Annotated in this window: 25 protein-coding genes and 1 pseudogene; 10 read left to right on the top strand and 16 right to left on the bottom strand. The window is 55.5% G+C overall.

Features of this window, described 5'->3' with window-relative positions:
* Positions 1-23: 23 nt before the first annotated feature.
* Positions 24-3,770 carry a DNA polymerase III subunit alpha gene (locus ACFFT4_RS23760; protein WP_378051387.1) on the bottom strand — a complete coding sequence of 1,249 codons (3,747 nt, stop codon included), beginning with the start codon at positions 3,768-3,770 and terminating at the stop codon, positions 24-26.
* Positions 3,771-3,927: 157 nt separating this feature from the next.
* Here ACFFT4_RS23760 and ACFFT4_RS23755 point away from each other — a divergent pair, with 157 nt between their 5' ends.
* From ACFFT4_RS23755 to ACFFT4_RS23745, 3 genes are all read left to right on the top strand, one after another.
* Positions 3,928-4,254: a YtrH family sporulation protein gene (locus ACFFT4_RS23755; protein ID WP_094050316.1), complete on the top strand. Its 327-nt coding sequence runs from the start codon at positions 3,928-3,930 to the stop codon at positions 4,252-4,254.
* 8 nt (positions 4,255-4,262) lie between these two features.
* Entirely contained in the window at positions 4,263-4,763 is a 501-nt protein-coding gene (locus ACFFT4_RS23750) for a sporulation membrane protein YtrI (RefSeq protein ID WP_378051386.1), read from the top strand.
* A 111-nt stretch (positions 4,764-4,874) separates the two neighbouring features.
* The gene (locus ACFFT4_RS23745) at positions 4,875-5,174 is read left to right on the top strand and encodes a YtpI family protein (protein ID WP_378051385.1); all 300 of its coding nucleotides are present in this window, start codon (positions 4,875-4,877) and stop codon (positions 5,172-5,174) included.
* An 8-nt stretch (positions 5,175-5,182) separates the two neighbouring features.
* On the opposite strand, the gene ACFFT4_RS23740 is transcribed toward ACFFT4_RS23745, so the two are convergent.
* Complete coding sequence (locus ACFFT4_RS23740; protein WP_378051384.1) at positions 5,183-6,526, bottom strand: DRTGG domain-containing protein; 1,344 nt, start codon at positions 6,524-6,526, stop codon at positions 5,183-5,185.
* A gap of 148 nt (positions 6,527-6,674) precedes the next feature.
* Between ACFFT4_RS23740 and ACFFT4_RS23735 the strand changes: the two genes are divergently transcribed.
* Entirely contained in the window at positions 6,675-8,039 is a 1,365-nt protein-coding gene (locus ACFFT4_RS23735) for a sensor histidine kinase (protein WP_378051382.1), read from the top strand.
* 22 nt (positions 8,040-8,061) lie between these two features.
* Here the strand turns inward: ACFFT4_RS23735 and ACFFT4_RS23730 are convergent, their stop codons facing one another.
* The 6 genes from ACFFT4_RS23730 to ACFFT4_RS23705 form a co-directional block, all read right to left on the bottom strand.
* Complete coding sequence (locus tag ACFFT4_RS23730) at positions 8,062-8,775, bottom strand: hypothetical protein (RefSeq protein ID WP_378051381.1); 714 nt, start codon at positions 8,773-8,775, stop codon at positions 8,062-8,064.
* A gap of 179 nt (positions 8,776-8,954) precedes the next feature.
* On the bottom strand, positions 8,955-10,607 hold the full coding sequence (locus ACFFT4_RS23725; protein ID WP_378051380.1) for a b(o/a)3-type cytochrome-c oxidase subunit 1: 1,653 nt from the start codon (positions 10,605-10,607) through the stop codon (positions 8,955-8,957).
* A gap of 12 nt (positions 10,608-10,619) precedes the next feature.
* The gene (locus tag ACFFT4_RS23720; protein ID WP_378051379.1) at positions 10,620-11,090 is read right to left on the bottom strand and encodes a cytochrome c oxidase subunit II; all 471 of its coding nucleotides are present in this window, start codon (positions 11,088-11,090) and stop codon (positions 10,620-10,622) included.
* An 18-nt stretch (positions 11,091-11,108) separates the two neighbouring features.
* On the bottom strand, positions 11,109-11,270 hold the full coding sequence (locus ACFFT4_RS23715; RefSeq protein ID WP_378051378.1) for a cytochrome c oxidase subunit 2A: 162 nt from the start codon (positions 11,268-11,270) through the stop codon (positions 11,109-11,111).
* A gap of 182 nt (positions 11,271-11,452) precedes the next feature.
* On the bottom strand, positions 11,453-11,845 hold the full coding sequence (locus ACFFT4_RS23710) for a cupredoxin domain-containing protein (protein WP_378051377.1): 393 nt from the start codon (positions 11,843-11,845) through the stop codon (positions 11,453-11,455).
* Between the two features lie 115 nt (positions 11,846-11,960).
* On the bottom strand, positions 11,961-12,332 hold the full coding sequence (locus ACFFT4_RS23705) for a hypothetical protein (RefSeq protein ID WP_378051376.1): 372 nt from the start codon (positions 12,330-12,332) through the stop codon (positions 11,961-11,963).
* Positions 12,333-12,577: 245 nt separating this feature from the next.
* Here ACFFT4_RS23705 and ACFFT4_RS23700 point away from each other — a divergent pair, with 245 nt between their 5' ends.
* Positions 12,578-12,802, top strand: a complete 225-nt coding sequence (locus tag ACFFT4_RS23700) for a helix-turn-helix domain-containing protein (RefSeq protein WP_378051375.1) — start codon at positions 12,578-12,580, stop codon at positions 12,800-12,802.
* Positions 12,803-12,980: 178 nt separating this feature from the next.
* Here ACFFT4_RS23700 and ACFFT4_RS23695 read toward each other — a convergent pair whose 3' ends face one another.
* Together ACFFT4_RS23695 and ACFFT4_RS23690 are read right to left on the bottom strand one after the other, a co-directional pair.
* Complete coding sequence (locus tag ACFFT4_RS23695; protein ID WP_378051374.1) at positions 12,981-13,370, bottom strand: aspartyl protease family protein; 390 nt, start codon at positions 13,368-13,370, stop codon at positions 12,981-12,983.
* Positions 13,367-13,627: a hypothetical protein gene (locus ACFFT4_RS23690; protein WP_378051373.1), complete on the bottom strand. Its 261-nt coding sequence runs from the start codon at positions 13,625-13,627 to the stop codon at positions 13,367-13,369. The genes ACFFT4_RS23695 and ACFFT4_RS23690 overlap by 4 nt, the downstream gene beginning before the upstream one ends.
* Before the next feature lie 133 nt (positions 13,628-13,760).
* On the opposite strand from ACFFT4_RS23690, the gene ACFFT4_RS23685 reads away from it, so the two are divergent.
* The 3 genes and pseudogenes from ACFFT4_RS23685 to ACFFT4_RS23675 form a co-directional block, all read left to right on the top strand.
* Positions 13,761-14,645: a hypothetical protein gene (locus ACFFT4_RS23685; RefSeq protein ID WP_378051372.1), complete on the top strand. Its 885-nt coding sequence runs from the start codon at positions 13,761-13,763 to the stop codon at positions 14,643-14,645.
* 524 nt (positions 14,646-15,169) lie between these two features.
* Positions 15,170-16,540, top strand: a complete 1,371-nt coding sequence (locus ACFFT4_RS23680) for a hypothetical protein (RefSeq protein ID WP_378051371.1) — start codon at positions 15,170-15,172, stop codon at positions 16,538-16,540.
* A 12-nt stretch (positions 16,541-16,552) separates the two neighbouring features.
* Positions 16,553-16,651, top strand: a pseudogene (locus ACFFT4_RS23675) (LuxR C-terminal-related transcriptional regulator); the annotation flags it as partial.
* A gap of 96 nt (positions 16,652-16,747) precedes the next feature.
* Here the strand turns inward: ACFFT4_RS23675 and ACFFT4_RS23670 are convergent.
* The 5 genes from ACFFT4_RS23670 to ACFFT4_RS23650 all read right to left on the bottom strand — a co-directional run bounded on the left by ACFFT4_RS23670 (position 16,748) and on the right by ACFFT4_RS23650 (position 21,259).
* Positions 16,748-18,172: a serine hydrolase domain-containing protein gene (locus tag ACFFT4_RS23670; protein WP_378051370.1), complete on the bottom strand. Its 1,425-nt coding sequence runs from the start codon at positions 18,170-18,172 to the stop codon at positions 16,748-16,750.
* Positions 18,173-18,243: 71 nt separating this feature from the next.
* Positions 18,244-19,338: a HAMP domain-containing sensor histidine kinase gene (locus ACFFT4_RS23665; RefSeq protein WP_378051369.1), complete on the bottom strand. Its 1,095-nt coding sequence runs from the start codon at positions 19,336-19,338 to the stop codon at positions 18,244-18,246.
* Positions 19,323-19,997 (bottom strand): response regulator transcription factor, encoded by a 675-nt coding sequence (locus ACFFT4_RS23660; RefSeq protein WP_378051368.1) that lies wholly within the window; start codon positions 19,995-19,997, stop codon positions 19,323-19,325. Before ACFFT4_RS23660 ends, ACFFT4_RS23665 begins: the two co-directional genes overlap by 16 nt.
* A gap of 35 nt (positions 19,998-20,032) precedes the next feature.
* The gene (locus ACFFT4_RS23655) at positions 20,033-20,242 is read right to left on the bottom strand and encodes a hypothetical protein (RefSeq protein ID WP_378051366.1); all 210 of its coding nucleotides are present in this window, start codon (positions 20,240-20,242) and stop codon (positions 20,033-20,035) included.
* Positions 20,243-20,632: 390 nt separating this feature from the next.
* The gene (locus ACFFT4_RS23650) at positions 20,633-21,259 is read right to left on the bottom strand and encodes a YhcN/YlaJ family sporulation lipoprotein (RefSeq protein WP_378051365.1); all 627 of its coding nucleotides are present in this window, start codon (positions 21,257-21,259) and stop codon (positions 20,633-20,635) included.
* Positions 21,260-21,453: 194 nt separating this feature from the next.
* Here ACFFT4_RS23650 and ACFFT4_RS23645 point away from each other — a divergent pair, with 194 nt between their 5' ends.
* A complete protein-coding gene (locus tag ACFFT4_RS23645; protein ID WP_378051364.1) occupies positions 21,454-22,422 on the top strand; it encodes a ketoacyl-ACP synthase III in 969 nt (322 codons plus the stop codon).
* 41 nt (positions 22,423-22,463) lie between these two features.
* Here ACFFT4_RS23645 and ACFFT4_RS23640 read toward each other — a convergent pair whose 3' ends face one another.
* A complete protein-coding gene (locus tag ACFFT4_RS23640; protein ID WP_378051363.1) occupies positions 22,464-23,399 on the bottom strand; it encodes an NAD-dependent epimerase/dehydratase family protein in 936 nt (311 codons plus the stop codon).
* A gap of 145 nt (positions 23,400-23,544) precedes the next feature.
* Between ACFFT4_RS23640 and ACFFT4_RS23635 the strand changes: the two genes are divergently transcribed.
* Complete coding sequence (locus ACFFT4_RS23635) at positions 23,545-24,267, top strand: glycosyltransferase family 2 protein (RefSeq protein WP_378051361.1); 723 nt, start codon at positions 23,545-23,547, stop codon at positions 24,265-24,267.
* Positions 24,268-24,284 lie beyond the last annotated feature (17 nt).

Raw genomic sequence — 24,284 nt, 5'->3', positions numbered from 1 at the left:
TCGCTCATGTTGAATTTTGCCGTTCACTTGACCCGCATGGAGCCCGGGCCGAGCAGTTGGTCCAGCTCCGCGGCCAGCTCGGGCGTCGGATCGACGTTGTATTCGCCGCTCAAGGCTACGGCGCGCCGTCCCTTCTCGTAGCGAAGGATCGTCGGAAGCGCGCCGGGATGCGCCTTCAGCAGCAGCTTGAGCCGGATCAGCGTCGCCGGCTTCTCGTGCTCGGCGTCGATCAAAATGTAGACGAGCTGCTGCCCCGAAGCTTCCGCCGAGGCGGCGTCCGACGCGTCTCCCGCGAGGGGCCGCGCGCTTCCGGCGGCGGTGCGGGCGTTCCCGGCGGCGCGAGTCCCTCCGGAGGCTCCCGCTCCCCCGCGGGCTCCCCCGGCGGCCCCGGCCGCCACCGGCTTCCTCGGGACCGCCCCCTCGGCCGTGCTCGCCGCCCGGTCGCCGCCTTGGCCGCCTCTGCCGCCGTAGCCGCCGCCTCCCGTCCCGCCAGCGCCTCTGCCATCTCTGCCGCCTCCGCCGCCGAAGCGCTGGCCCAGCCGCCGCAGCCGCTCCGCCTGCTCCTTCAAATCGGCCGCGTCAAGCGGCAAAATATCGTCCGCCAGCAGCTTGTAATCCTCGTCCCCGTGCTGCACCTTCGCCCGCACGAAGACAAGCGAGCCTTTCTTGACGAAGGAGGACGCCTTGGCCCAGGCGGACGGGAAGGCGACCAGCTCCGTCCCCATGATCCGGTCCTCGATTTCCAGAAACGCCATCGCCTGGCCCTTGCGCGTCACGAACGGCTTCATCGCCACGATCATGCCCGCCGTGAACGCCGTCGCCCCGTCCGGCAGCTCGGCGAGATCGACAAGCCGCTCGACCCGCAGCTCCTCCATCAGCCCGTCGTACGCGTCCAGCGGGTGGCCGGTCAAATACAGCCCCATCAGATCTCTTTCCAGCTCCAGCATTTGCGTCTGCGTATAGGGCGGAACGGACGGCAGCTCCACGTTCCAGTTCGGCGTCTCCTCGAAGTCGAACAGTTCGATCTGCAGCTCCTCCCGCTCCTTGCGCCACTGCGCCGCGGCCGCGACCGTCGGCTCGAGCGCGGCGAGCTGCTGGGCGCGGTGGCCCGGCATCGACTCCAGCGCCCCCGCCTGCACGAGCGACTCGATGACGCGCTTGTTGCACGCGCGCGGATCGACGCGGCGGCAGAAGTCGCTCAAGCTCTCGTAAGGCCGCTCGGCCCGCTCCCGCATAATGCTCTCGATCGCCTGCGTGCCGACGTTCTTGACGCCCGCGAGCCCGAAGCGGATCGCTCCGCCGCCCTCGGCGGTCGACACCGGGGTGAACAGCACGCCGCTCTCGTTCACGTCGGGCTTGAGCACGGCGATGCCCATCCTCCGGCACTCGTCCACGTATTCCGCCGTCTTGCGCTGGTTGCCGACGACCGCCGTCAGCATCGAAGCCATGAAGGCGACCGGATGGTGCGCCTTCAGATACGCCGTCTGGAAGGCCAGCACCGCATAAGCGGCGGCGTGCGCGCGGCAGAAGCCGTAGTCCGCGAACCGCACGATCAGGTCGTATACGCCGTTGGCCTCCCGCTCGTCATACCCTTGCTTCAAGCTGCCCGCGACGAAATATTGGCGCTGCTCGTCCAGCACCTCGCGCTTCTTCTTGCCGACGGCGCGCCGCAGCAAGTCCGCCTGGCCCAACGAGAAGCCGGCCATAACCGAGGCGATCTGCATGATCTGTTCCTGATAGACGATAATGCCGTAGGTATCGGCGAGAATTTCCCGCAAATTCCGGTGCGGGTATTCCACCTGCACCAGGCCGTGCTTGGCGCGGATAAACTGCGGGATGAACTCCATCGGACCGGGCCGGTAGAGCGCGACCGCGGACACGATGTCCTCGAACGAGGACGGCTTCATCTCCTTGAGCACCCGCCGCATGCCCGTGGACTCGAGCTGGAAGATGCCCGTCGTCTCGCCGCGGCCCATCAGCTCGTAGGTGGCGGGATCGTCGTAGGAGACGTCCTGCCAGCGCAGCTCCCGGCCGGTCCGCTCGCGCACCGACGCGAGCGTTCTCTCGATGATGGACAGCGTCCGCAGGCCGAGGAAGTCCATCTTCAGCAGGCCGACCGCCTCGAGATGCTCCATCGAATACTGCGTCAGCGGCACGCCGTCCGTGCCCTCCTGCAGCGGCACGTAATCCGTCAGCGGAGCGGAGGAGATGACGACTCCCGCCGCGTGCGTGGAAGCGTGGCGGGGCATGCCCTCCACGCGGCGCGCCATCGCGATCAGCCGGCTCGCCTCGCCGTCCCCTTCCGCCAGCGCCTTGAACTCCGGGCTGCCCTGCATCGCCCGCTCGATCGACATCCCCGGCATGCCGGGGATAAGCTTGGCCGCCTTGTCGACGTCCCCGTACGGCAGGTTCATGACGCGTCCGACGTCGCGGACCGCCGCCCGCGCCGCCAGCGTCCCGAACGTAATGATCTGCGCGACGTGCTCCGCCCCGTACTTCCCGACCACGTAACGGATGACCTCGTCGCGCCGCTCGTCGCTGAAATCGATGTCGATATCGGGCATCGTCACCCGCTCGGGGTTCAGAAACCGCTCGAACAGCAGCTTGTGCTTAAGCGGATCGACGTCGGTAATCTTCAGCGCGTACGCGACGAGGCTGCCCGCCGCCGAGCCGCGCCCGGGGCCGGTCACGATGCCGTTCTCGTGCGCGAAACGGATGAAATCCCAGACGACCAGGAAATAGTCGTCGAACCCCATCTCCCCGATAACGCGCAGCTCGTAGGCGAGCCGCTCCTCCGCCGCGGCGCGGAAAGCCGCGTCCGCCCATTCGGACGTCCCCTCGTAACGCGCCCGCAACCCGGCATCGCACAGCTCGGACAAATACCGTTCCGCCGTCTTGCCTTCCGGGAGCGGAGCGAATTCCGGCAGAATATGCCGGCCGAACTCCAGCTCCAGCGTGCAGCTGTCGGCGATTCTGACCGAGTTGGCGACCGCCTCCGGCACATGCCGGAACAGCGCCGCCATCTCCTCGCCGCTTTTCATATACAGCTGGTCGGTGGCGATTCTGAAGCGATCGGGATCGTCCATCGTCTTGCCCGTGCCGATGCACATCAGCACGTCCTGCAAGGAATGATCCTCTTCGCAAATATAGTGCGAGTCGTTGGTCGCGACCAGCGGAATGCCCAGCTCCTCCGACAGTTGGATGACGCCGGCGGTAATCTTCTTCTGCTCGAGCAGGCCGTGATCCTGAATTTCCAAATAATAATCTTCTCCGAACAAGGCCCGGTAACGGAGCGCAAGCTCCCGCGCCGCGCCGTAATCGTCTTCCGCAAGCCGCTTGGACAGCTCGCTGCTCATGCAGCCGCTCAGGCAGACGATGCCCTCGGCATGGGCCGACAGCGCCTCGAAATCGATGCGCGGCCGATAATAGAAGCCTTCCAGATGGCCGATCGTCGTCAGCTTCATCAGGTTGCGGTAGCCCGTCTGGTTCTTGGCCAGCAGCGTCAGATGATACGTCGGCTGCTCCTTGCGCGACTGCTTGTCGTGCCTGGACCCGGCCGTGATGTAAGCCTCCATGCCGATGATCGGCTTGACGCCGTGCTCCAGGCACGCCTTATAGAATGGAACGGCGCCGTACATGACGCCGTGATCCGTCAGAGCCAGCGAGCTCATGCCGAGCTCCGCCGCCTTGGCCGCCATCTCCTTGATCCGCGCGGCGCCGTCCAGCAGACTGTATTCGCTGTGAACGTGAAGGTGGACGAAATCGCACATGACGATCCCCCTCTTTTCCGAAGTCGCTCTCTCCCAAACACACGTTCGAACCTTCCCGTTTATTATTGTATCATAAGCGCCCCGGCCAGTCCCATAGATATGATAGAGAAGAATCATCGGCGGCCGCCGTCGGGCGGAAGCGTTTAGGGGGATGGACATGGACGAGTTTTTCACAAAAGCGGCTTTCAGCTTCTTCATCGCGTTCGGCGTCGTGCTCGGAGGGGCGCTGCTGGCGGGAATGGGATCGGTATTCCTGTTCACTCCGCCCAAGGAAAAGATGCTGCAGGTTGCCAGCAACCTGAAAATATGGGCGCTTGTCGCCGCCGTGGGAGGCACGATCGATCCGATCCGGGTCATCGAGTCGCATGTGCTGGTCGGGTATCTCTCTCCCGCCATGCAGCAGATCGGGTACATCCTGTTCGCTTTCCTCGGCGCGCACATGGGCGTCGAGCTGATCCAATGGCTGCATAACAACGGGGGGTGACGTTCGCCGTGCGAGTCCCTTCGTTCGACCGGTTCCAGAAGTTCATGCAGGTTACGGCGTTCTTCGTCTGCGGCATGATCGTAGGCAGCGCCGTCTACAGCGCGCTCAAGAGCAATATCGTCGATCAGATCATTCTGCAAAACTACGAGCTGAAGGATCAGGTGGACTCGCTGAAAAAAGATTTGGAGATGGCCCATCAGGTCCGGAAGGAAAACGTCATTCGCAGCATCGTGACCATCTTCATCCACGAGCAGACGGAGACGGAAGGGATCGACATTTTGACGGAGAAGGAGCTGAAGAAGCGGTTAAAGGAGGATCTGGACATCTTCATCGGCCGCAGCATCTATATGATCAACACCGACTCCTCGTTCGCCCGGAAGCTGCTGAACACGAAGGTGTACGATCAGATCGAGGGCCAGGACTACGACGTGACCATTCGCACGATGCTCGTCGTCGACGGCGTGCTGCAGGTGTGGGTGGAGGCGAAAAAGCATTTGATCAGCAAATAAGCGCGGCTTCCGTTGTCCCCGCCCGAAGCCGGGCATTGTCGGAAGCCGCGCCTGTTTTATGGTACAATATGAAGCATCATCAACGTTTCAAAAGGAGCTGCTTTTTTCGACATGGTCAACGCGCTTCAATGGTTTTTCAGCATCCTGGTCGTCGTAACCGTCCTGTTCTCCGCGCTGTACAGCATCCGTTCCCGCCGCGCGCGCGACGGACGCCTTCGCGGACTGTACGCTTCGCGAATGAACATCAGCATGGGACTGATGCTGATCTTCATCGCCATCATCCAGATGTTCATGTTCCCGGGCTCTTCCATCCGGGTCGCGGTCGGCGCGGTCTTCCTCCTGCTCGGCCTGTTCAACCTGTTCGCCGGCCTGCGCAACCACTCCCACTTCACCCGGCTGATGCGCCAGTAGGCGCCCGATCAGGAAGGATCGATCGTCTGGGCGGTCAGCATCGCCTTGGCGGCGACCTCGCCGTCCAGCACCGCCTCCACCTCTACCTTCACGTACCTTCTGCTCGTCTCAATGATATGCGGAACGATCGAGATGCTCGCGTCCACCGGCACCGTGCGCAGGAAGTACGTCGTCATATTGTCCAGAACGTGCTCTTTTCTCCGCAGCTCCTCTATGGCCCGGCTGGCCGCCTGCTGCATGAGCGACGTCAGCACCCCTTCGGAGATCGTGCCGATCGGCCCCGACATCTGCGGCGTGGCCAGCCCCGTATACTGAAGTCCGTTCTCCGCGTCCCGCTGCTCCGAGAAGCCGCCCCACATAAGCGCGTCGAACGTCTCGCCCAGATGGGCCGGGCGGTTGGCGAACTGCATCGCCCGCAGCACCTCCCCCCGGTTGATCGCGCCGACCAGCTTCCTCTGCCTGTCGACGACCGGCAGCAGCTCGATGCCTTCCGACACCATGCGATGGGCGGCGGACGCGACCGGCGTGTTCAGCGTAACCGTCATCGGCCGCCTCGTCATCAGCTTGTCCAGCGTCTGGTTCGTCGGCGAGCCGGACACGTCCTTGAACGTAATCATGCCGACGACGCGGTTCCACTCGTCCGTGACGGGGAACCGGCTGCTCCCCGTCTGCTCGCTCAGCTTGACGAAGTCGGCGACGGTGGACGACTGCTTAAGCGCCCCGAGCCTGGCCGTGGGCTCCATCATGTCGGCGATGATCATAATTTTGCGCTTGATCAGCCGGTCGTACATCGCCCGGTTGATCATCGAGGCGACGGTGAACGTATCGTGCCGGCAGGTGAGGATCGGCAGCTTCCGCTCGTTGGCCAGTCTCCGCACTTCCTCGCTCGTCCCGAAGCCCCCGGTCACCAGCACGCCGGCCCCGTGCTGCAGCGCGAGCCGATGGGCGTTCTCGCGGTTGCCGACGATCAGCAGGCTGCCCGCGTCGATGTAACCGGCCATCTCGCCGATCTCCATCGCGCCGATGACGAATTTATGGAGCGTCTTCTCCAGGCCTTCCTCTCCGCCGAGCAGGCTCCCCTGAACGATCTCCAGCACCTCCGCGAACGTAAGCTGCTCGGGATTGCCGCGTCTCTTCTTATCCACGCGAACGGTGCCGATCCTTTCCTTCGTGCTGACGAGTCCGAGCTGCTCGGCTTCCTTCAGCGCCCGGTAGGCGGTGCCCTCCGACACTCCCCGCTCCTTGGCCATCCGCCGAACCGGGATTTTCGTGCCGATCGGCAGCTCGCGAATATATTGGAGAAGCCGTTCATGCTTGGTCGGCTCGTTCGGATGATTGTCGTTGCCCGGCATTTTTCTGCTCCCTTCGCTTCCCTGTTGCAGGCGGTTCATTTTGCTAGAAGTCGCTTCCAGCGCTTGCCAATAGGCCGCAAAGTAGTACAATAGGCATACCGACACCAAACGACTTCGTTCGACAAATATAAGGAGGATGGCCGCGGACATGCTGCATTCCTACATCCAGCTCGTCATCAGTCTGTCCATCCCCCACGCTCTCGTCCGCATCTGGCTCGTCTTCGCCGCGGCCGGGCTTGGACCGACGCGCCACGCGGGCAAGCTCGTCCTGTTCGCCGTCGCCAGCTCGTTGATCGGCGAGCTGGACTATTGGTTCGCGCCGGTACCGGTCCATGCCGTAACCTCGACCCTCGTCGCGCTGGCCGCCTTGTACCTTTTGTTCCGGCAGCTCGGAGGGCGAAGCGTGATCATTCTGTTCGTCGCGTATACCGCAGCCAGCTTTCTGGCGGACATGATCGGGGAAATGCTGATCCAGCTGCTATACGGCCTGACGGACCGCAAGGACGTCATCGCCCATCATCCGCTTGCCTTCCAATCGGTGTACGTTCCGCTCGGAGCGGCGCTGATCCTGCTCGCGATCTATCTGGAGAAGAGAAGCTTCCCTCTCCTCCATCGATTATATCAATATTTAATGAATATCAAACAGTCGCGGATGAAAGAAGCCACGCTGCTGGCGATCTCCCAGATTTTCCTGCTCGGCCTGCTGTTCTCGTTCGGCATGGAAAGCCGCAATCGCGGTTTCGCCTCGGCCTCGTACAACTGGACGATCTATGCGCTGGTGCTGCTCGCCTTCTGTTCGATCTACTTTACGCTTCGGCTGATCGTTCGCATTCGCGAGGAGGCGATCGTGCAGACGCAGGACGTGTACGCGGAGGAGATCGGGAAGATGTTCACCGTCATTCGCGGGCATCGGCACGACTTCCTGAACCATATGCAGGTCATGTCCTCCATGCTGCAGATGGGCAAGCTCGAACAGCTCAAACGCTATATGGAGGATTTGGCGAAAGAGGCGCACGCCTTCGCTCCGATCTCCGGCCACGTCCCTCCCGCGCTGGCGGCCTTTACGACCGGCAAGACCGAGCAGGCGAAAACGAAGAGCATTCCGTTCTCCTGCGACATTCCGGCCAATCTGGAGCTCGAATCGGCGATCCGGATGATCGACCTCGTGAAAATCATCGGCAATCTCATCGACAACGCCTTCGAGGAGAGCGAGACGCTTCCTCCCGGCGACAGAGACGTGAGGCTGGCGATTCGCGGCGAAGGCGCGGCGCTCGCCATCGAGATCAGCAACCGCGGACGGGCGCTGACCGACGAACAGTTGAAAATGATGACGATGCCCGGCTATACGACCAAGGAGACCGAGCATTCGGGTCTCGGGCTGGCGATCGTCCAGGAGCGCGTAAAATTCTATCAAGGCGAGCTGAGCATCGGTTACCGTGCGGAGGACGAAACGACAAGCGTGCGGATCCGGCTGCCCCGGAAAAAGGAAAAGAGACCGGAGCCCTCGCCGTGAACGGGGCCGGTCTCCTTGCCGCTTACGCCAGAATGGACGTAATGAGGTAAAACAGCAGCGAATAAGCGGCCAGGGAATACGTAATGTACAGAAATTTGCGCTCGCGGCCCACCTCATGCAAGTCCTGCGCCAGCCCGACGAGCAGCACGAGATTAACGAGCAGCAGGAAGAGGCCGAGCAGCATCGACAGCTGCAGCGAGACAAAGGCCAGCAGCCCGGAGACGATCCACGCCGCTCCGAACAGCCACTGCGTGCCGCCCAGATAGGCGGCGGCTTCCCGCCAGTCGCGCTTGCGCGCACCGCGCCAGTTGCCGATCAGCGTCAACGAGCCGGCCAGCAGCACGATGGAGAACAGCCCGAGCAGCAGAAATTTGGCCGGCACGCTCACACCGAACAGGTTGCCTATAGCCAGGCCGCCCCACGCGCCGAAAATGCCGAGCTTCGTTTTGATCGCTTCCTGGAACAGCCAATTCCAGAGCACGAAGCCGACGACGCCCGCGGCGGCCCCCAACGCCCCGTAGATCCAGTCCGTCTGCGGCTGAAGCTGCAGCGACGCGGTCGGATTTTTAAGCAGTTCCGCCAGCTTCTTAGGGTCCATCGCGGCCAGCGGAGAAGCCGGACCGGGGGCGGCAGACGCGGCGGCATCGGTTGCGGCTGCTGCCGCGGTTTGGCTTTCCACCTCTTCGTGCGCTTCCTTCTTATGCAAATCGGGTTGATTCGAATGCGTGTCGGACATGTCGAATTTTCCTCCTCGGAACAAGTCAGGAATATTTTGCCTTCCCGAATTCCTATTCGACAGCAACTCCGAAAATCCTCTTAATCCGCGTTCGCGAACCGCGGCCAACGAAAACAAGCCCGCCCCGGAGCGTCGTTGGAGACGCCCGGAGACGGACTGCTTGCCGAATCGAAGCCGGATTACCAGGTCACGTATCCCGGAGAGCCCGGAGTCGGGTTGCTGATCTGGTCGATGATCGGAATCGTATAGGCGACCACGATCAGAATGACGGTGAGCGCGATCCAGAGCTTCCAGTTTTCCAGGAAGCGCGGAGTCGGCTCCGAGGTATCCGACACTTCGCCGAGCGGATACTCGGTCTGCCCTTTCGGCGCGCGCATGAGTGCGACAATGTTGTAGATGATGAGCAGCACGGCGACGAACAGAATGATGCCCCCGATGGCCATCGCCACGTGATACGGCATCCACAGAATGGCATCCGGATGATCGTCGTACGTATTATAGGCGGTCCTTCTCGGCGAACCCAGCAGGCCGACGGTGTGCATCGAGCCCGACATGAAGAGCATGCCGACGCACCAGGTGATCGTCTGGATGATGCCCAGCTTGTTCAGACGGGGCGTGAGCACGCGGCCCGTAACGACCGGAATAAGCCAGTAGACGATGCCGAAGAAGGTGAGCGCGACGCTGGTGGCGACGGTCAGATGGAAGTGTCCGGTTACCCACAGCGTATTATGGACGACGGCGTTCATCTGGTTGCTCGCGTTAATCAATCCGCCCGCGCCGGCCGGAATGAAGACCAGCATGCCCATGAACGGCGCGAAGAAGCGCACGTCTTTCCACGGCAGCACCTTCACCCAGCCGAACAGCCCTTTCGTGCCCTTGGACCGTCCGTTCAGCTCGAAGGTGGCGAACAGCGAGAACGCGGTCATGAGCGACGGAATGACGACCATAAACGTCAGCACGACCTGGAGATACTTCCAGAAGTGGCTGATCCCCGGCTCCATGAGCTGATGGTGGAAGCCGACCGGAATCGAGAACAGCAGAAACAGCACGAACGACATGCGGGCCAGCGCGTCGCTGAATATTTTTCCGCCGATGATCTTCGGAATGATGACGTACCAGCACATGTAAGCTGGGAGCAGCCAGAAGTAAACCAGCGGATGGCCGAAAAACCAGAACAGCGTTCTGCTCAGCACAACGTTGATCGTCTCCACCCAGCCGAACGACCAGGGAATGAGCTGCACGACGACCTCGGCCGCAACGCCGAGCGTCGCGATCTGCCAGAGCAGCATCGTAATGACGGACATGTAGGCGAACAGCGGGGACAGCTTGCCCTGGTTCGTCTTTTTCCATTTTACGTATTGATAGAAAATACCGAACCCGCTCAGCCAGCTGCCGATGACGACGAGCGCAAGCGCGATGTAGAACCACGGAGAAGCTTTCATCGGCGCGTAGAACGTATACAGGACGCTCGCCTTGCCCAGCAAGATGACGACGACGCCGATCAGCGTACCGACGGACATAAGCAGGTAACCGATCCAGCCGAGCTTGCGCGTCAGCGGCAGCAGCCGGCCTCCCAGCGTCTGCGAGATGCCGGAGTAGAGAAATCCGACGATAAAGTAGGTCGTGAAAATCAGCGCCATCAGCACGCCGTGAGCCGTCAGAAGCTCGTAATAGCCGATATTCGCCGGAAGGGTGATCGTACCGCCCTTCACCATCCCCTGCAGCATGCCGGCGATGCCGCCGATCAACAGGGCCCCGAACGCGAACAGCACGTGGGCGATCACCAGCCGGCCGTCCTGGCGGTCGAAGGTCGAAAGTTTGGATTCAGTCATGGGCGCGGCCTCCTATTTCACCACTAGGGTGGTTTTCATCATTTCGTGGGCAATCCCGCAATACTCGTTGCAGAGAATCAAGTATTCGCCGGGCTTGTCGAATGTATGGGACACGTGGCTGACTTCTCCGGGCGTCACCATGACGTTAACGTTCGTTCCGGGAATTTCGAAGCCGTGAACGACGTCGGACGACGTAATCTCGAAATGAACGGTCGCTCCGACCGGAACCTCGAGCGGGATCGGATCGTAGCCGAAGGCGTAAGCGACCATGACCGCCTTGTACACGTTATCCCCGATTTTCGTAATTTGCGGCTTGTCGAACGGCGGCGTCTCGCTCACCTTCGTCGGATCGATGCGGTGAATGTGCTCGTTGGGCGGGGCGATGCCTCGTCCGAAGGTCATAATTCCCAGCACGAGCAGAAATACGACCAGCATGGACACCCCGACGGTCAGCCAAATTTTCTCCAGCCGATGCATGTGCATATTGTTTTCTTCCCCCTTCTAGTCGCGTGCGACGAACAGAATGAATACTCCGACCCAGGTAATGGCCAAGAACGCTCCCAGAAGCATGACGGAGGCGAAAGCTCCCTTAAGCGACTGCTCTTTCCGCTCCGGCTCCGCATGGCCTTCCTGCGGCTTCGATACCGATTGATCATCGCGCATCCCGATTCCTCCCGATTTCAAGTTGTCTTCATTTTAAGGACTTCCGGCATATCGAACTGTGATAATTGTCACTGGAACCCCAGGTATTGTGGACGATTTGTTACCGTTTTCGCGCATGAAAAAAGGCCGGTCCAGCGCGGCCGGAGTCCCGGCCGCCGAACGGATCGGCCCTTCAAGAGGCGTTATTGCACGATCAGCTTGCCGACCATGTCGTCGTGGCCCTTGCCGCAAAAGATCGAGCAAACAATTTTAAATTCCCCGGCTTTGTCGGCCACGAAGGTTACGGTGGCGTTGCCTTTGACTTCCTTGTCGTAGCCCTCGATTTTCAAGGCGTGGTTGCCTTGGCTGTTCTTCAGCGTGATGCTGACCTCGTCGCCTTGCTTCACGGTGATCTCGCCCGGATCGAACTTGAAGTTCGACGCTTCGATCGTAATCGCCTTCGCTTCGCCGCCGGCTGCCCCGGATTGCGCAGCGGCCGGGGACGGGCTCGACTCCTTCTTGTCTCCTCCGCCGCAGCCGGATGCGACCAACATCGCGGCCAACAACAACGCGCTTAAAGATACCCATTTTTTCATAATCGTATGGCTCCCTTCGACGGTAACGTCTCTTTTACAAGCTCATCATAATACCGGAAGGGAGCGGTCGAATGTGATTTGTGTCACAGCGTAACAATATTGACACAACCGGCGGTCAGAGTCTCCGGTAGCCCTGCGGCAGGTTGCCGCTGTCGCGGATCGCACGGATTTGCGCCAGAGTCAGGCGTTGATTCGTGGAAATCAGCGACTCCGCGTCGTTGTCTCCGATAATGTCGTCCAAGTCCCGGATGTTCGTGTTGCCGCGGAATACCCGGAACGTCCCCCGGAAATTCGGACGGGTAAACAAGACCAGCGTCGCGTTGGCGCTCGTGGAGAAAAACCTCAAGCTTTCGATGCCGCCCAGCCGCCTGTCCAGGTCGACAATGCCCAGATTCCCGCGGTAGATCGCGCTGCGTCCCCGATAATTCTCGTCCGTATAGACGGTCAGCCTCGGGTACGTCTGCAAGGGATTCACCGTGTTTGCCATGGTCGTCACCTCCTTCTCCCTCAATATATGAAGAAGGACGAGCAATGCTTGTACGAATCGACTTGGCGGTTCGCAGAGACGGCCGATGCGGAGCCGCCGGGGCGGGAGCGAAGATCGAACCGACCCTCAAGCGCCCATTTTGCCCGACCTCCGCACCAGAGGAAAACCCCTTTCATATGATAAAGTTGACTGTATCCCTATACCTTGTATTCACAACATTCCCGGGCAAGGAGGGGTGACAAACGTTGAAGAGCAGCGACCATAAAAGCAAATTCCTACTCACCAATCGGGAACGCGAAGTCTTCGAACTGCTGGTACAGGACAAGACGACCCGCGACATTGCGCAGCAGTTGTTTATCAGCGAGAAAACGGTCAGAAACCATATCTCGAATGTTATGCAGAAGCTGAATGTCAAAGGTCGTTCGCAAGCGGTTGTCGAGCTTATTAAGCTCGGGGAGCTAAAGATTTAAAGCAGCAGGTGCACCTTTCATTGCCGCTGATCGATCGGCGCGGGCCTTCTTTTCCGTTCCCATGGGAACGGAAGAGAGGGCTTTTTGATGTGCGCAAACGATGCTGTCAAAGCCAGAACCAAAAGAAACACCCCACAAATAACAAAAACAAGCAGCGCGGTTGCGAGCACTGCTTGTTTTAATCGGCAAGCTTGATTTTCATTGTCTCAAAGTCGACTTTGCATTTGGCCTTAACCATAAAATCAATCCCCAGTATCCCGTGAAAGCCATAAGACTCTTGTATGGAACCGAGCTGGATAGGAAAATCGTTCAAAGTCCTATTTTCAATTTGTAGTTCGGGAATCGTCTGTTCATAGCAAATTTCACTTGTTCCTCCTACTCCATACATTCGCCTGGCTCTGCCATTGATGAAATCAATGTAAATGCCAATCTGAGCAAGCCCATCAGTATCAAAAACTGTTGCGGCACAGCCAGTATCGAACAGGACATTTGGTAAAACAATGGAATGATTGTTGTGAGTTAAGGTCAAAGATACAATCGGCAATCCATGCTGGATATTTATCTTCATGAGTGGTGCCGCACGCCTGAAAAGAACTCTTCAACCACCTCTACATCGCTACGGCTTGTATGAAATACATAAAGTTCGCGTGCTGGATGCAGTTTGTGAAAATGCTTGTATCCGCTCCATGCCTCTTGCGGATTGTCGTAATCCTGTATAACCGCCATATCCTCCAATTGCCGCAAATGGTCATTAGAGCTTGCCTTTATCGCCTCAACTAATACGAAACGACTCGGATGCAGTTCGGTAATCTCTCCCCATTTCATCGGCTTCACCTCGCTTGAATTGTGGTCTTCCTATTATAACATACTGGTTTTGATATGGTGGTAGCGAGTGTGGGGATTACAAGTATATGGTACAATTTGGGCGATGTATACCTTTAATGTCGGAGGTGTCCTGATGCCAAAGCCTTTAACCGAGAATGAAGTCAACCGATTAACTAAACTATTAGATGATAGAAAACGCACCTTTCTTGAAGACTATGTGAAACAAAGCAAGAAAAGCCGATGGTTGGAGCAGTTAGCTCGGAAAAAGGGCATTGTACTTCAGGATAATATGTCTACGACTGATATATGGAGCAAAATAAATGATTGGGAGCTAAAAGAGATTCTAGATGGTGGATATGGAGAACGTCCGTATCGATGTGAATGTGGTATGCCGCTTCGTTTCTGTTACGTTGTTCATCATCGTCAGGAGAATAAAACCTACAGACTGGGTGAGACCTGCTTAACAAATTATACGATGCTATCTCCCGATCTCATCAAGGACATTACGAACGGATTCCATACCATTGATCTTGAACGCGATAATATTCTGTTGAAGTTTGAGCGTGGGTGGGCGATGCCTGAGCATTATGACATTCTTCCTCTACCCGAGTTTATTACGCAACAGATTGAGGTCGGACTTCCTCTGTCCACCAAACAATTGGATAAAATCGAGCAGCAATTTAAGCAAGAGTTACAGCGCAGACGAAGAGAACAGGAAATGGCTAGATTAGCACGAATAAGAGAACAACGATTTAAGGTGGCATCAATGCCGCGTCACGCATCTGGTTCCCCGATTGAATCGCCTGAGAAGATTACATACGAAATCGTACTATCCAGGCACTTGGATCAATTAAAGCAAATACGGGAAAATGAGGTTAAACTTAATAGTCCTCAAATGCAAACGAAATGGCACAACATTCAACAAATGATTAAGGACTTAAAAGGTGGACTAGCGTTCGATTACTCAAAATTCCTTATTCAGATGTTCGAGTTGTTGTATCATTTAGGTTTATATTGAGAGTTAAAATAAAACTTTTTAGAATGATTGAATCCACTTGCCATTCATTATTAAGTGAACTAGGGAAAGAAATATTTAATAAATAAGATGATGGGACTGAGATCAGTTGGCTTGTATAAATTGTAAAGTTTCTTATGCAAAAGAGTCTTTAATATCGGACTCCGATAAACACGTGTGTGTTAATTGTTCATTAATAAAAAAACTGATTGAACACTTTGTTCCGAAATCGCATCTTCTGTACCTAGAAGATCTGTATAAAAAATTTCTTGGAATATGTCCTGTGTTTGATGGTGATAACCTAATCGCTGCAAACCCTTCTAAGATAGATTTAAGTGGATATGATGAAGAAGCAATTATAAAGGGACTAACGAGTTCGCTAAGTTTAAACGATACACAATATACAAACAGTATAGAGATTACAACGGTCTGTAACTCATTGATGGGTCATCTACTAGATAATGTTAAAGAATTAATCAGTAGTAATCCTAAGGGATATTTATTGTCAATAATGAATGCAATATAACATGCATATTACTATGTCTGCCGTTGGTTGGCTCAATCATGGCGAAGGATTATTTAATATTGAAGATATTGCTGATGAATTTAGTCGAATGGTTGTTCGCAGTTTAAGTTTACAGAAGATGATCGGTGTTAAGTTCAATAGTATATATAAAGAATGGGAAAATGTTCTGGCTTTTGATAAACAAGCATTTCAATATGGCATTGAAATAATAAATTACTACTCGAAGAAAGTTCCTGATTCTAATGCTCCTATAAATCCGATTAAATTTGGGCAACTTATTGCTACTATTCGAGCAATTTTTCATATATTACACATGCGAGATATAGCGTGTGATGGTATTTTAAGCGACAAGAAATTATTTATTGACGCTGATGGATTCCTAGGGGTGAATCATAAAATTGATCATGATTCATTTTCTAATTCCTATGTCGAAACATTGGTTAATAGAAGAACTTCAGCAGTTGTTGACTCGATAGCTGTACAGTTTAATAAAGTTTGTCAAACTTACGTAGGGGTGGAATTTGATGATTTTCCTAAACTCGCTGATTTAGTAATAAAATCATATACAAATTCAAATGAATTTCTCATTGGAAGTATTTCCTTTTTCAAGATGCTAATAGTGGATTTGTTGAGTATATCAGACGAGAATGCCGAACGATTACTATCTGTTTTTTTGAATGAACACGATAAGATCGATTTTGCAATTTCTACTGCTGATAGAGAATATCGACTGCTAAGAAAATGTCTCATCTTAATAAGAGATGATATCATTGCTTGTCCAGTAAGTCTGTTTTCATATTCATCTATGGCTTTTTATTTGGATATTATTGATAATTCTCTGCCTGACTCGCCATTTAAACGTGATTTGTTTAAAATTACATCTCAGATTCATGAACAGTTTGAAACTGATATCGCTCAATTATTGCGAGAAACCTTTGAAGGAGCAGTTATTAAAAACAATATAAAAAAAGAGAACGAAATCCCATTACTTATTGGTAAAGGATACGTGGTATTGTCAGGTCAAATTGATGTACTTGCATTTATTCACGGGAAATTATTTGTTGTAGAATGCAAAGACAATCCATTTAAGTATAATGCGAAGGCAGTTGGTAATGAGCTAAACAAATTTCGTAAAGTAAGTAAAGGGTCTTATCAATACAAACTTAAAAATAAAATACAAGACATTATTGATAATTGGGAATCGGTGATGAATTATCTTGGAGTCACTGATCCAAACACTGTAGCCAAGCATGAACCGCAGGGTCTTTTTGTTATTGATTCTTTCTCGGCTGCTCAACTTGAATCTGATTTGCCTTACCCAGTAATCACTTTTGCTGATTTATCAAGATTCATTCAGGAGAGTATTAACTAAATCTTCGGGTGTGTTTCAAAACACATCTCCAATGTTATGCAGAAGCTGAATGTCAAAGGTCGTTCGCAAGCGGTTGTCGAGCTTATTAAGCTCGGGGAGCTAAAGATTTAAAGCAGCAGGTGCACCTTTCATTGCCGCTGATCGATCGGCGCGGGCCTTCTTTTCCGTTCCCTTGGGAACGGAGGAGAGGGCTTTTTGATTTAATGGCTATTCGGAAAATCGTGTTGAATAATGGCAAGCCAAATGAACGAGATTGACAAGCGACCATACGACAAGCCAAATGATTGCGGATGACAGGGTCGTCCAGATGCCGAACCAAGGCAGCACGCGTCCTCCGCCGACAAAAGTCACCAACGGGGACAGGGACAGAAGAATCAGGATCGGGATCAGCCTTGCGACCGTTATCAGAATCAATTTGCCGATCGTCAGGCTTTTGCTTCTCCGACGGATGCGAAAATAGGCATACACGCCCCACACGAGCGTAGCGAGGATCAGCGCAATCATGATCGTTTCCAGGTTTCGGCCGTTAAGAAAAGAGGTTTCGGGCTTCTCCCCCCTCATAATAGCCGCGATTCCATCAATAAAAGCCGAGTAATTCACAAAAGCGTTTAAACCGGAATTAAACATCACCGCGATACCCATCCGCTCGTCCAAATAAACCGTTTCTTCCGACTTGTACGTCCAGAAAATGCCGCCGTGGGAAATCGTTCGGCCGCCGGATTCGTCTTGCTCTGCCAGCCAGCCCATGCCGTACGGACCGATGGCTCCGGCTGCATGATATTGCTTTAACAGCTCGGGAGAAAGGAGCCGATCGTCATACTGGGCAAGCATCCACAAGGACATGTCCTCCGCGGTTGAAATTATGCCGGCGGGACCGTCAATGAACCACAGCGGTTCCGATCGGCCTACGGGACGTCCCAAACTCAAGTAATGTCCCAGCGGAATCGTTTCATTTTCGTCGATTTGCTGCGTCGTGCTGACACTGAAAGTATGGTTCATTCCTAGCGGTTCGAAAATATGGCGATTCAGGTAATCTGAAAAGCGCTCTCCGCTGACGCTTTCCACGAGGTTCGCCAGCAGCGCGTAATTGGGATTATGGTAGCTGTAGGCCGTTCCGGGACGATGGGCAAGCTGCGCCTCGGTTAACAACCGATTCGTTTCATGCAGGGATTGGAATTGAGGAGTCCTCGTCATATCGGGATTTATTTTGTCATTGAGACCGCTGGTCTGATTTAATAAATGACGGACCGTGATATCACGAACGCGGGAGTCCCGTGGAGCAAGCTCGGGAAAATAGGAAGCGTAAGCCGCATCCAGATCAATCCTGCCGTTATCCGCCAGTTGCAGAACGGCCAATGCGGTAAAGGACTTGCTTAATGAAGCAATGGGAAAAGGGGTGTTGCCCCTAACGCTTTGGCCATCTGCGAATGTTCCGTAGCCTTTGGCGTAGAAGACCTCCTCTTTATTGACAATTGCCAGCGACGCAGCCTTGATGTGATTGGCCTTCATGCTCCGATTCATATATTCGTCGATATCCCGCAGAACTTCGGTCTTGTCTCGGGCTTCCGCGGCGGACCCGGGGGTCGTCCATACGGAACATAACAACAGTAAGCAGCCGATTGCGATATACATTCTTTTTTTCCGATTAGCATCATAGCACTCCTTGAATTCAAGATAAGGAAATGCTATCAGATCATTTTCAACTATTTATCAACTTGCGTCCCAAAACTTGTCGTCACGCTTCCGCCGCCGCGTGGCGCGTTTTCGATCAGTAGGCTCCCTCCATGCTTTTCGCAAAACACCTTGCAAATGTAGAGGCCAAGCCCGCGATGTTCGGTCGCATCCCACACCTCGCCGCGGTAAAAAGGAAGCACGGCCTTGCGCAGGGCTTCATCCGAGAAGCCGGGCCCGTCGTCCGAGACGGTAATGTTCATAACTCCTTCCCGAATGTCATAACGAGCGTTCACTTGGCTGGCTGCGTATCGCATCCCGTTGGCCACCACGTTCTCGAAAATTTGAATGACGATATGAGGATCAACGTTTATTGCGGTATTATCATATTCCAGGGAAGAGTCGAAGCGTTTGCCAAACTGCCTTGCGATTTGCTCGGCACTGTCGTTCAGCACAGCCGTCAACGAGATCGCGTCCATCGACTGGCGACGCACCGGGACATCCTCCAGCTTCTGAATCGAGTTCATGGCATCCGCATAGCTCTCCAGACGAACGATATGAAGGCTCATGGTATGAACCAGGTCCAGCACCTTTTCTTCCGACAATTTTTTCTCGGGCAGATAGGCGGCGAGAAGCTCGGCGTTTCCTTTCAACACCGACAGCGGCGTTCTCAGATCGTGGGCGAAAATCGCATTGAGCTGCTTGCGCTCCTCAACCGATCGCCAGAGCGTCTTTATGTTTTTCTCCAATTGCGAGCGCATGTTTTCAAATGCCGCGACCAGCTCCCCCATCTCGTCCCGGCTGTCGTAGGTGAGGCGGAAGCCCAGATCGTTGGCCGAAATGTTCTCGGATGCTCGCTTTAATAGCTCCAGCGGACGTTTTAGTTTCCATCTGTAAAATAGAACGGCCATGATGACAATTCCAGCGGCCACGGTCAGCAGCACCGCCGCGACAAGGGAGGGCAGCACCCAATTCGTTTCTCCGAAACGCTGCCGCAGGTTCTCCGCCCAGGCGAACTCCACGGTTATGACGGCCAGCACGGCAATGAGCGTAATTACGCATAACAGAATAAAAGATTGCAGTAAGGTAAACCGCTTCAGCAGCAGCCCATTTAGGAGCTTGGCCATTTGTATCCGACTCCCCAGACGGTCTCGATTCGATTATCGCAGCCGTATTCCTTTAATTTGGAACGAATTCGCCGGATATGCTCCGCGATCACGCTGCTGTCGCCTTCATCCTCCAAGCCCCAAATATTTTCGTACATGCGTTCCTTTTCGAACACCATGCCGGGATGCGCGGATAACAATTCGATAATGTCGAACTCTTTTTTGGCCAATGGAATTCGCTTATCCCGGTAGTAAAGCTCCCGGGCCGTATAGTCAATGACCAGATCATCGTTAAACCTCACCGAGGATTTGGTTTGGATTCGCCGTTCCCTGCGCAAATGCGCTTCGACCCTGGCCCCCAGCTCGCGAATGCTGAAAGGTTTCAGGATATAGTCATCGCCTCCGGCCCGAAATCCGGCTATTTTGTCGGCATCTTCGATTCGAGCCGTTAAAAACAAGATCGGACAAGAAACGAAGTCCCGGATTTTCTCGCATAATTGAAGGCCGTTCTGCTCGGGCATGTTGATATCCAGCAAAACGAGATCGGGTTGTTGTTCCACTTTCCGCAGCGCCTCCCGGCTGTCCCCTGCCGTTATGACGGCATGCCCGTTGATTTCAAAATAATCGGTCAGCAGCTTTCGAAGATCCGCTTCATCGTCCACAATCAGTATTTTAGGCATCCATGCTCCTTCTGCCGTATCCGAATTTGAGTGTCTCAATCGGCGATAGCAATTTCAAGCTTTTTCATATCGATGATTGCTCCATTTGCCACCAGAAAGTCCGTACCGAGAATGCCGTTCATGTCCATACCATAGTCCATCGCGCCAATTTGAATCGTGAACTGCGGCATGAAGACGTCACCTAATTTCAAACTGTGGATCTTCTTCTCGTAGAGGAACTCTTCGCCGCCCGAACTCCCGTCCATGCCGTCGTCTCAATATCCAAAAGATCGCGGGATGTATGCACAACGTACAACTCTCGCTGCTTGTCCTCGTTCGTTATATCAATCATCCTTATTATAACAAAGGCCGTTCCGCTTGCGTAGGCAGAAGCGGCCAGACCTGCTGCGAGAGGACGCCAAAAGTTGCAGCGCCGCAAGGGATAAACCGAGTGTGCTTCAAAACCCATTACATTTGAAATAGGGTTTCTGAACATTTGCAAGCGCAAAGAGACTGACCTCTAAAGAGAATGCCCCCTAAGTAAGGTGCGCAAGAGGATCTATGGAAAAGAAAAAAGGGGCCCTCCCGCAAGCCAATTGCTCGAAAAAAAGCAACTGGAATCGCTTGTGGGACAGCCCCATCGCCAACGGGCGGGATTAACGCGACCGAGTACCGGACCGTTCCGGGAAAATCCGGTCGACGAGGGCGTTGAATTCGGTCACGAAGCCTTGGATCGGATGACCGGCTTTGACGTCGTTGGCGTAGCCCTCCATACGGCCGATAAAATCGGGGTTGGCGGATACGTAGACGTTCTCCACCGCAGGGGAGAGCGACTTGACCTGGTCCGCGATTTTGTCTTTCACAGCGTCGTTCAGCGCCGTATGTCCGGTGTTCGCGCGGTCGTCTTCCTTCACCGCTACATAGGCATTCTTATCCGTCAGCATCACGTAGGCCGAATCGATTCCCGGCATGGCCGAAATTTTGTTGGCGATCCGGTCGCTCGTCTCCATACGCGTATTGCCGTGCAGGCCGACGACATTGTTGTTCATGCGCTGATGGCCGTTGAAGCGGTTCTGTTCGTTGGCTTCATCGTTCGCAAAACGCCTCATCGGCGGACGCATGCCGTATTCGTCGGCGCCGTAGCCGCGGGCGACGTTGTTTTGGCGGACGGCGTTGTTGCGAATGTTTTTATTGCCCAAGTCGCCGGTTTTGTTCATGCATCCCGACAGCGCGATTGCGGATGAAAATAATACGGTCGTTGCGAGCATAATCCCTTTACGCATGACAATCTGGCCTCCTTCTTCTTGATCGAACGCTAAGCGTTCAGCCAAATCATAGGATGCGCCCGGGATTATGCAATTATTCCGCCGCTCATCCGGTTTCCTCCCTTGACAACGGGTAATATCAAAAGTAAGATGATTTTATTAATACCTGGTGCTAATACTTAATACCAAAATAGAAGCGGAGGAATGAGCCGATGATTTCCGCAACGAAACAGCCGTTTCAGTCAAGAGCCCGCCTTTCGGCGATCGGAAGCTATGTGCCTGACGGAAAAATAACGAATGCCGATTTGGAAAAAATGGTGGTCACGGACAACGAGTGGATCGTCAGAAGAACAGGGATCGAGCTGCGTCATCAGGCCGCGCCCGAGCAGACGACAAGCGATCTGGCCATCGCCGCGGCCCGCGACCTGCTCAGCCGCTTCCCCGCGGTTGACGCGTCGCGGATCGACGGCATTATCGTCGCCACGACGACGCCCGAAATGCCCTTTCCTTCCGTCGCTTCCAAGGTTCAGCAAGCCGTCGGCGCGGCGCGCTGTCTTGCGGTCGACGTCAGCGCCGCATGCGCCGGCTTCGTATCCGCTCTGCAGATGGCCAACGGCCTTATTCTGAGCGGCGCCTATCGCTCCGTCCTCGTCATCGGAGCCGAGACGCTGACGAAAATTACCGACTACACGGACCGCTCCACGTGTATTCTGTTCGGCGACGGCGCGGGAGCGGTGCTCGTGGAAGCGAGCGATTCGGGAGCTTTCCTGGCCTCCAACGCGTCAACGGACGGCTCGGGCGGCATGCAGGTGTATTGCATTCCGAACGAAAAAATCGTCCAAAACGGACGAGAGGTATACAAGTGGGCATTATCGACCGTCCCGGACGGCGTACGCCATCTTCTCGGCCAAGCCGGTATGACCGTCGGAGAGCTGGATTGGTTTGTCCCGCACAGCGCCAACCTGCGCATGATCGAAGCGATTTGCGAAAGGCTGGGACTGCCCGAAGACAAGGCGCTGCAAAGCGTCGTCCATAACGGCAACACGTCGGCCGCCACGATTCCGCTGGCGCTCGACGCCGCCTACAAGGAAGGCAAGCTCCAATCGGGGCAGCTCGCGGCGCTGTACGGCTTCGGCTCCGGCCTGACCCAATCGGGCCTGCTGCTCAGATGGACGATCTGATGCCGCCGCGCATGGCGAACGGAGCGGCCCAGGTACCTTCTTCAGCTTCCGCCGAATAAGCGGGACAATCCTTCGTCCAACGATATCGACGGCCTCCAAGCCAGCGCCGCTTCCGCTTTGCGGGACGACAGCCTGCTGCACCTGACGTCGCCGCTTCGCGCCGGCTCGTAGATCCGGCCGCACGAAGCGGCGGCCAACCGTTCGCAGCGGTCCGCCAGCCCGTTGATCGAGGTGGCGATTCCCGTTCCGATATTAAACGCCTCCCCGTCTCCCCGGTCAATCGCGGCGAGATTCGCCTTGACCACGTCGTCCACATGAACGAAATCCCGGCTTTGCTCGCCGTCGCCATGCACGACCAAGGGCAGCCCGTTGGCAATTCTCTCCATGAAGCATGCGACGACTCCGCCTTCGCCGCGGGCTGCTTGTCCCGGACCGTATACATTGGCGTAGCGCAAAATCGTATAGGGGATCCCCCACCATTTTTCGGCGAAGCCGATATACTGCTCGGCGACCCACTTCGAGAGCCCGTAGGGCGCGCTCGGTCTCTTCGGGCTCGACTCCCCGAGCGGCCGGCTGCGGGAAGAGTCCCCGTACACGCCCGACGTCGACGAGAACACCAGCTTGCTTCCCGCCTCCCTGCAGCCCTCCAGCACCCGCAGCGTACCGACGATGTTGCTTCGTCCATCGTCGGCCGGGAACTTGACGGAGCTGCCCATTCCGACCTGCGCCGCCAGATGAAAAACGACTCGGGGCCGGACGCTCGCAATCAGCTCGGCCGTTCCGGCGTCTTCCGCGCGAAGCCGATGAATCTCGACCCCGGCGGGCAGCCTCCCCGCGTCGCCGGTGCTCAGATCGTCGATCACGATCGCTTCGTCCCCCCGTTCCAATAGCGCGCGGACCAGACGACTCCCGATAAATCCCGCTCCTCCAGTCACGACGATACGCATCGGTTTCAGTCCTTTGCCTTTTTCCTCCATTTTATGTAGACAACCCGTCCCCCGCTTGGACAGCCGCAGGAAAATAGGCGCACGGACACGGTTCAAGCGTCGTGACGGCGGACGCCCTGTCCACATACGATAGAGCATCCGCTTTGCTTATCACGCGTGAAGGATGGAGGCTGCCATGACGTACGATCCTTTTCCGCTCGTGAGCGTCGTTATTCCGTTCTACAATTGCCCGTACATCGACCAGTCGGTCGCGAGCGTACTGAACCAGACGTATCCCAACATCGAGATTATCGTGATCGACGACGGATCGACGCTGCACCAGCACAAGCTCGACCCGTTTCGTTCCCGCATCCGTTATGTCGGCAAAGCCAACGGGGGCACGGGCAGCGCGCTGAATTACGGCCTTCGCGCCGCTACCGGCAAATATATCGCCTGGCAGAGCTCCGACGATCTCATGTACCCGCACAAAATCGCCCGCCAGGTCGCGTTTATGGAGGAGCATCAAGCTCCGATCAGCTGCACCGACTTCCATCTCATCAACGAGTACAACGAGATTACGATGAGCGCGCTCGCCGTCAAATTTCCCAGTCTCAAGAAGCTGATCGAAGCGCTGTTCACCTTCTGTCCGATCAACGGCTCGACCGTCATGATGCATCGTTCCATTCCCGAGAGAATCGGTTATTTTAACGAGGCGCTCGCATGCACGCAGGACTATGAATACTGGCTGAGGGTTCATCTGGCCAGAATCGACTTTTATTTTATCAACGAGGTGCTTACTTTGTATCGATGGCATGAAGGCATGGGATCGGTGCAGAAAAAGGCCATCGTCGATTACGAATTCAATTCCGTGCGCGACCAGTATGCGCCGCAGCTGCATGCGCTGCTGAACGTGCTGTAACGGAGCTTCCGACGGTA

The sequence above is a fragment of the Cohnella cellulosilytica genome, from assembly GCF_042431195.1.
GTDB classification, from domain to species: Bacteria; Bacillota; Bacilli; order Paenibacillales; family Paenibacillaceae; genus Cohnella; species Cohnella cellulosilytica.
The sequence above is the reverse complement of the archived record's forward strand: the minus strand, read 5'-3'. Positions and strand labels throughout refer to the sequence as shown.

Excerpts from the sequence above, each read along its gene's own strand:
- ACFFT4_RS23725 (WP_378051380.1), bottom strand. The coding sequence starts at position 10,607 with ATGACTGAATCCAAACTTTCGACCTTCGACCGCCAGGACGGCCGGCTG.
- ACFFT4_RS23755 (WP_094050316.1), top strand. The coding sequence starts at position 3,928 with ATGGACGAGTTTTTCACAAAAGCGGCTTTCAGCTTCTTCATCGCGTTC.
- ACFFT4_RS23670 (WP_378051370.1), bottom strand. The coding sequence starts at position 18,172 with ATGTATATCGCAATCGGCTGCTTACTGTTGTTATGTTCCGTATGGACG.
- ACFFT4_RS23735 (WP_378051382.1), top strand. The coding sequence starts at position 6,675 with ATGCTGCATTCCTACATCCAGCTCGTCATCAGTCTGTCCATCCCCCAC.
- ACFFT4_RS23730 (WP_378051381.1), bottom strand. The coding sequence starts at position 8,775 with ATGTCCGACACGCATTCGAATCAACCCGATTTGCATAAGAAGGAAGCG.
- ACFFT4_RS23650 (WP_378051365.1), bottom strand. The coding sequence starts at position 21,259 with ATGCGTAAAGGGATTATGCTCGCAACGACCGTATTATTTTCATCCGCA.
- ACFFT4_RS23690 (WP_378051373.1), bottom strand. The coding sequence starts at position 13,627 with ATGAAATGGGGAGAGATTACCGAACTGCATCCGAGTCGTTTCGTATTA.
- ACFFT4_RS23640 (WP_378051363.1), bottom strand. The coding sequence starts at position 23,399 with ATGGAGGAAAAAGGCAAAGGACTGAAACCGATGCGTATCGTCGTGACT.
- ACFFT4_RS23760 (WP_378051387.1), bottom strand. The coding sequence starts at position 3,770 with ATGTGCGATTTCGTCCACCTTCACGTTCACAGCGAATACAGTCTGCTG.
- ACFFT4_RS23710 (WP_378051377.1), bottom strand. The coding sequence starts at position 11,845 with ATGAAAAAATGGGTATCTTTAAGCGCGTTGTTGTTGGCCGCGATGTTG.
- ACFFT4_RS23680 (WP_378051371.1), top strand. The coding sequence starts at position 15,170 with ATGCATATTACTATGTCTGCCGTTGGTTGGCTCAATCATGGCGAAGGA.
- ACFFT4_RS23715 (WP_378051378.1), bottom strand. The coding sequence starts at position 11,270 with ATGCGCGATGATCAATCGGTATCGAAGCCGCAGGAAGGCCATGCGGAG.
- ACFFT4_RS23720 (WP_378051379.1), bottom strand. The coding sequence starts at position 11,090 with ATGCACATGCATCGGCTGGAGAAAATTTGGCTGACCGTCGGGGTGTCC.
- ACFFT4_RS23655 (WP_378051366.1), bottom strand. The coding sequence starts at position 20,242 with ATGGACGGGAGTTCGGGCGGCGAAGAGTTCCTCTACGAGAAGAAGATC.
- ACFFT4_RS23645 (WP_378051364.1), top strand. The coding sequence starts at position 21,454 with ATGATTTCCGCAACGAAACAGCCGTTTCAGTCAAGAGCCCGCCTTTCG.
- ACFFT4_RS23705 (WP_378051376.1), bottom strand. The coding sequence starts at position 12,332 with ATGGCAAACACGGTGAATCCCTTGCAGACGTACCCGAGGCTGACCGTC.
- ACFFT4_RS23635 (WP_378051361.1), top strand. The coding sequence starts at position 23,545 with ATGACGTACGATCCTTTTCCGCTCGTGAGCGTCGTTATTCCGTTCTAC.
- ACFFT4_RS23665 (WP_378051369.1), bottom strand. The coding sequence starts at position 19,338 with ATGGCCAAGCTCCTAAATGGGCTGCTGCTGAAGCGGTTTACCTTACTG.
- ACFFT4_RS23685 (WP_378051372.1), top strand. The coding sequence starts at position 13,761 with ATGCCAAAGCCTTTAACCGAGAATGAAGTCAACCGATTAACTAAACTA.
- ACFFT4_RS23660 (WP_378051368.1), bottom strand. The coding sequence starts at position 19,997 with ATGCCTAAAATACTGATTGTGGACGATGAAGCGGATCTTCGAAAGCTG.
- ACFFT4_RS23745 (WP_378051385.1), top strand. The coding sequence starts at position 4,875 with ATGGTCAACGCGCTTCAATGGTTTTTCAGCATCCTGGTCGTCGTAACC.
- ACFFT4_RS23740 (WP_378051384.1), bottom strand. The coding sequence starts at position 6,526 with ATGCCGGGCAACGACAATCATCCGAACGAGCCGACCAAGCATGAACGG.
- ACFFT4_RS23695 (WP_378051374.1), bottom strand. The coding sequence starts at position 13,370 with ATGAAGATAAATATCCAGCATGGATTGCCGATTGTATCTTTGACCTTA.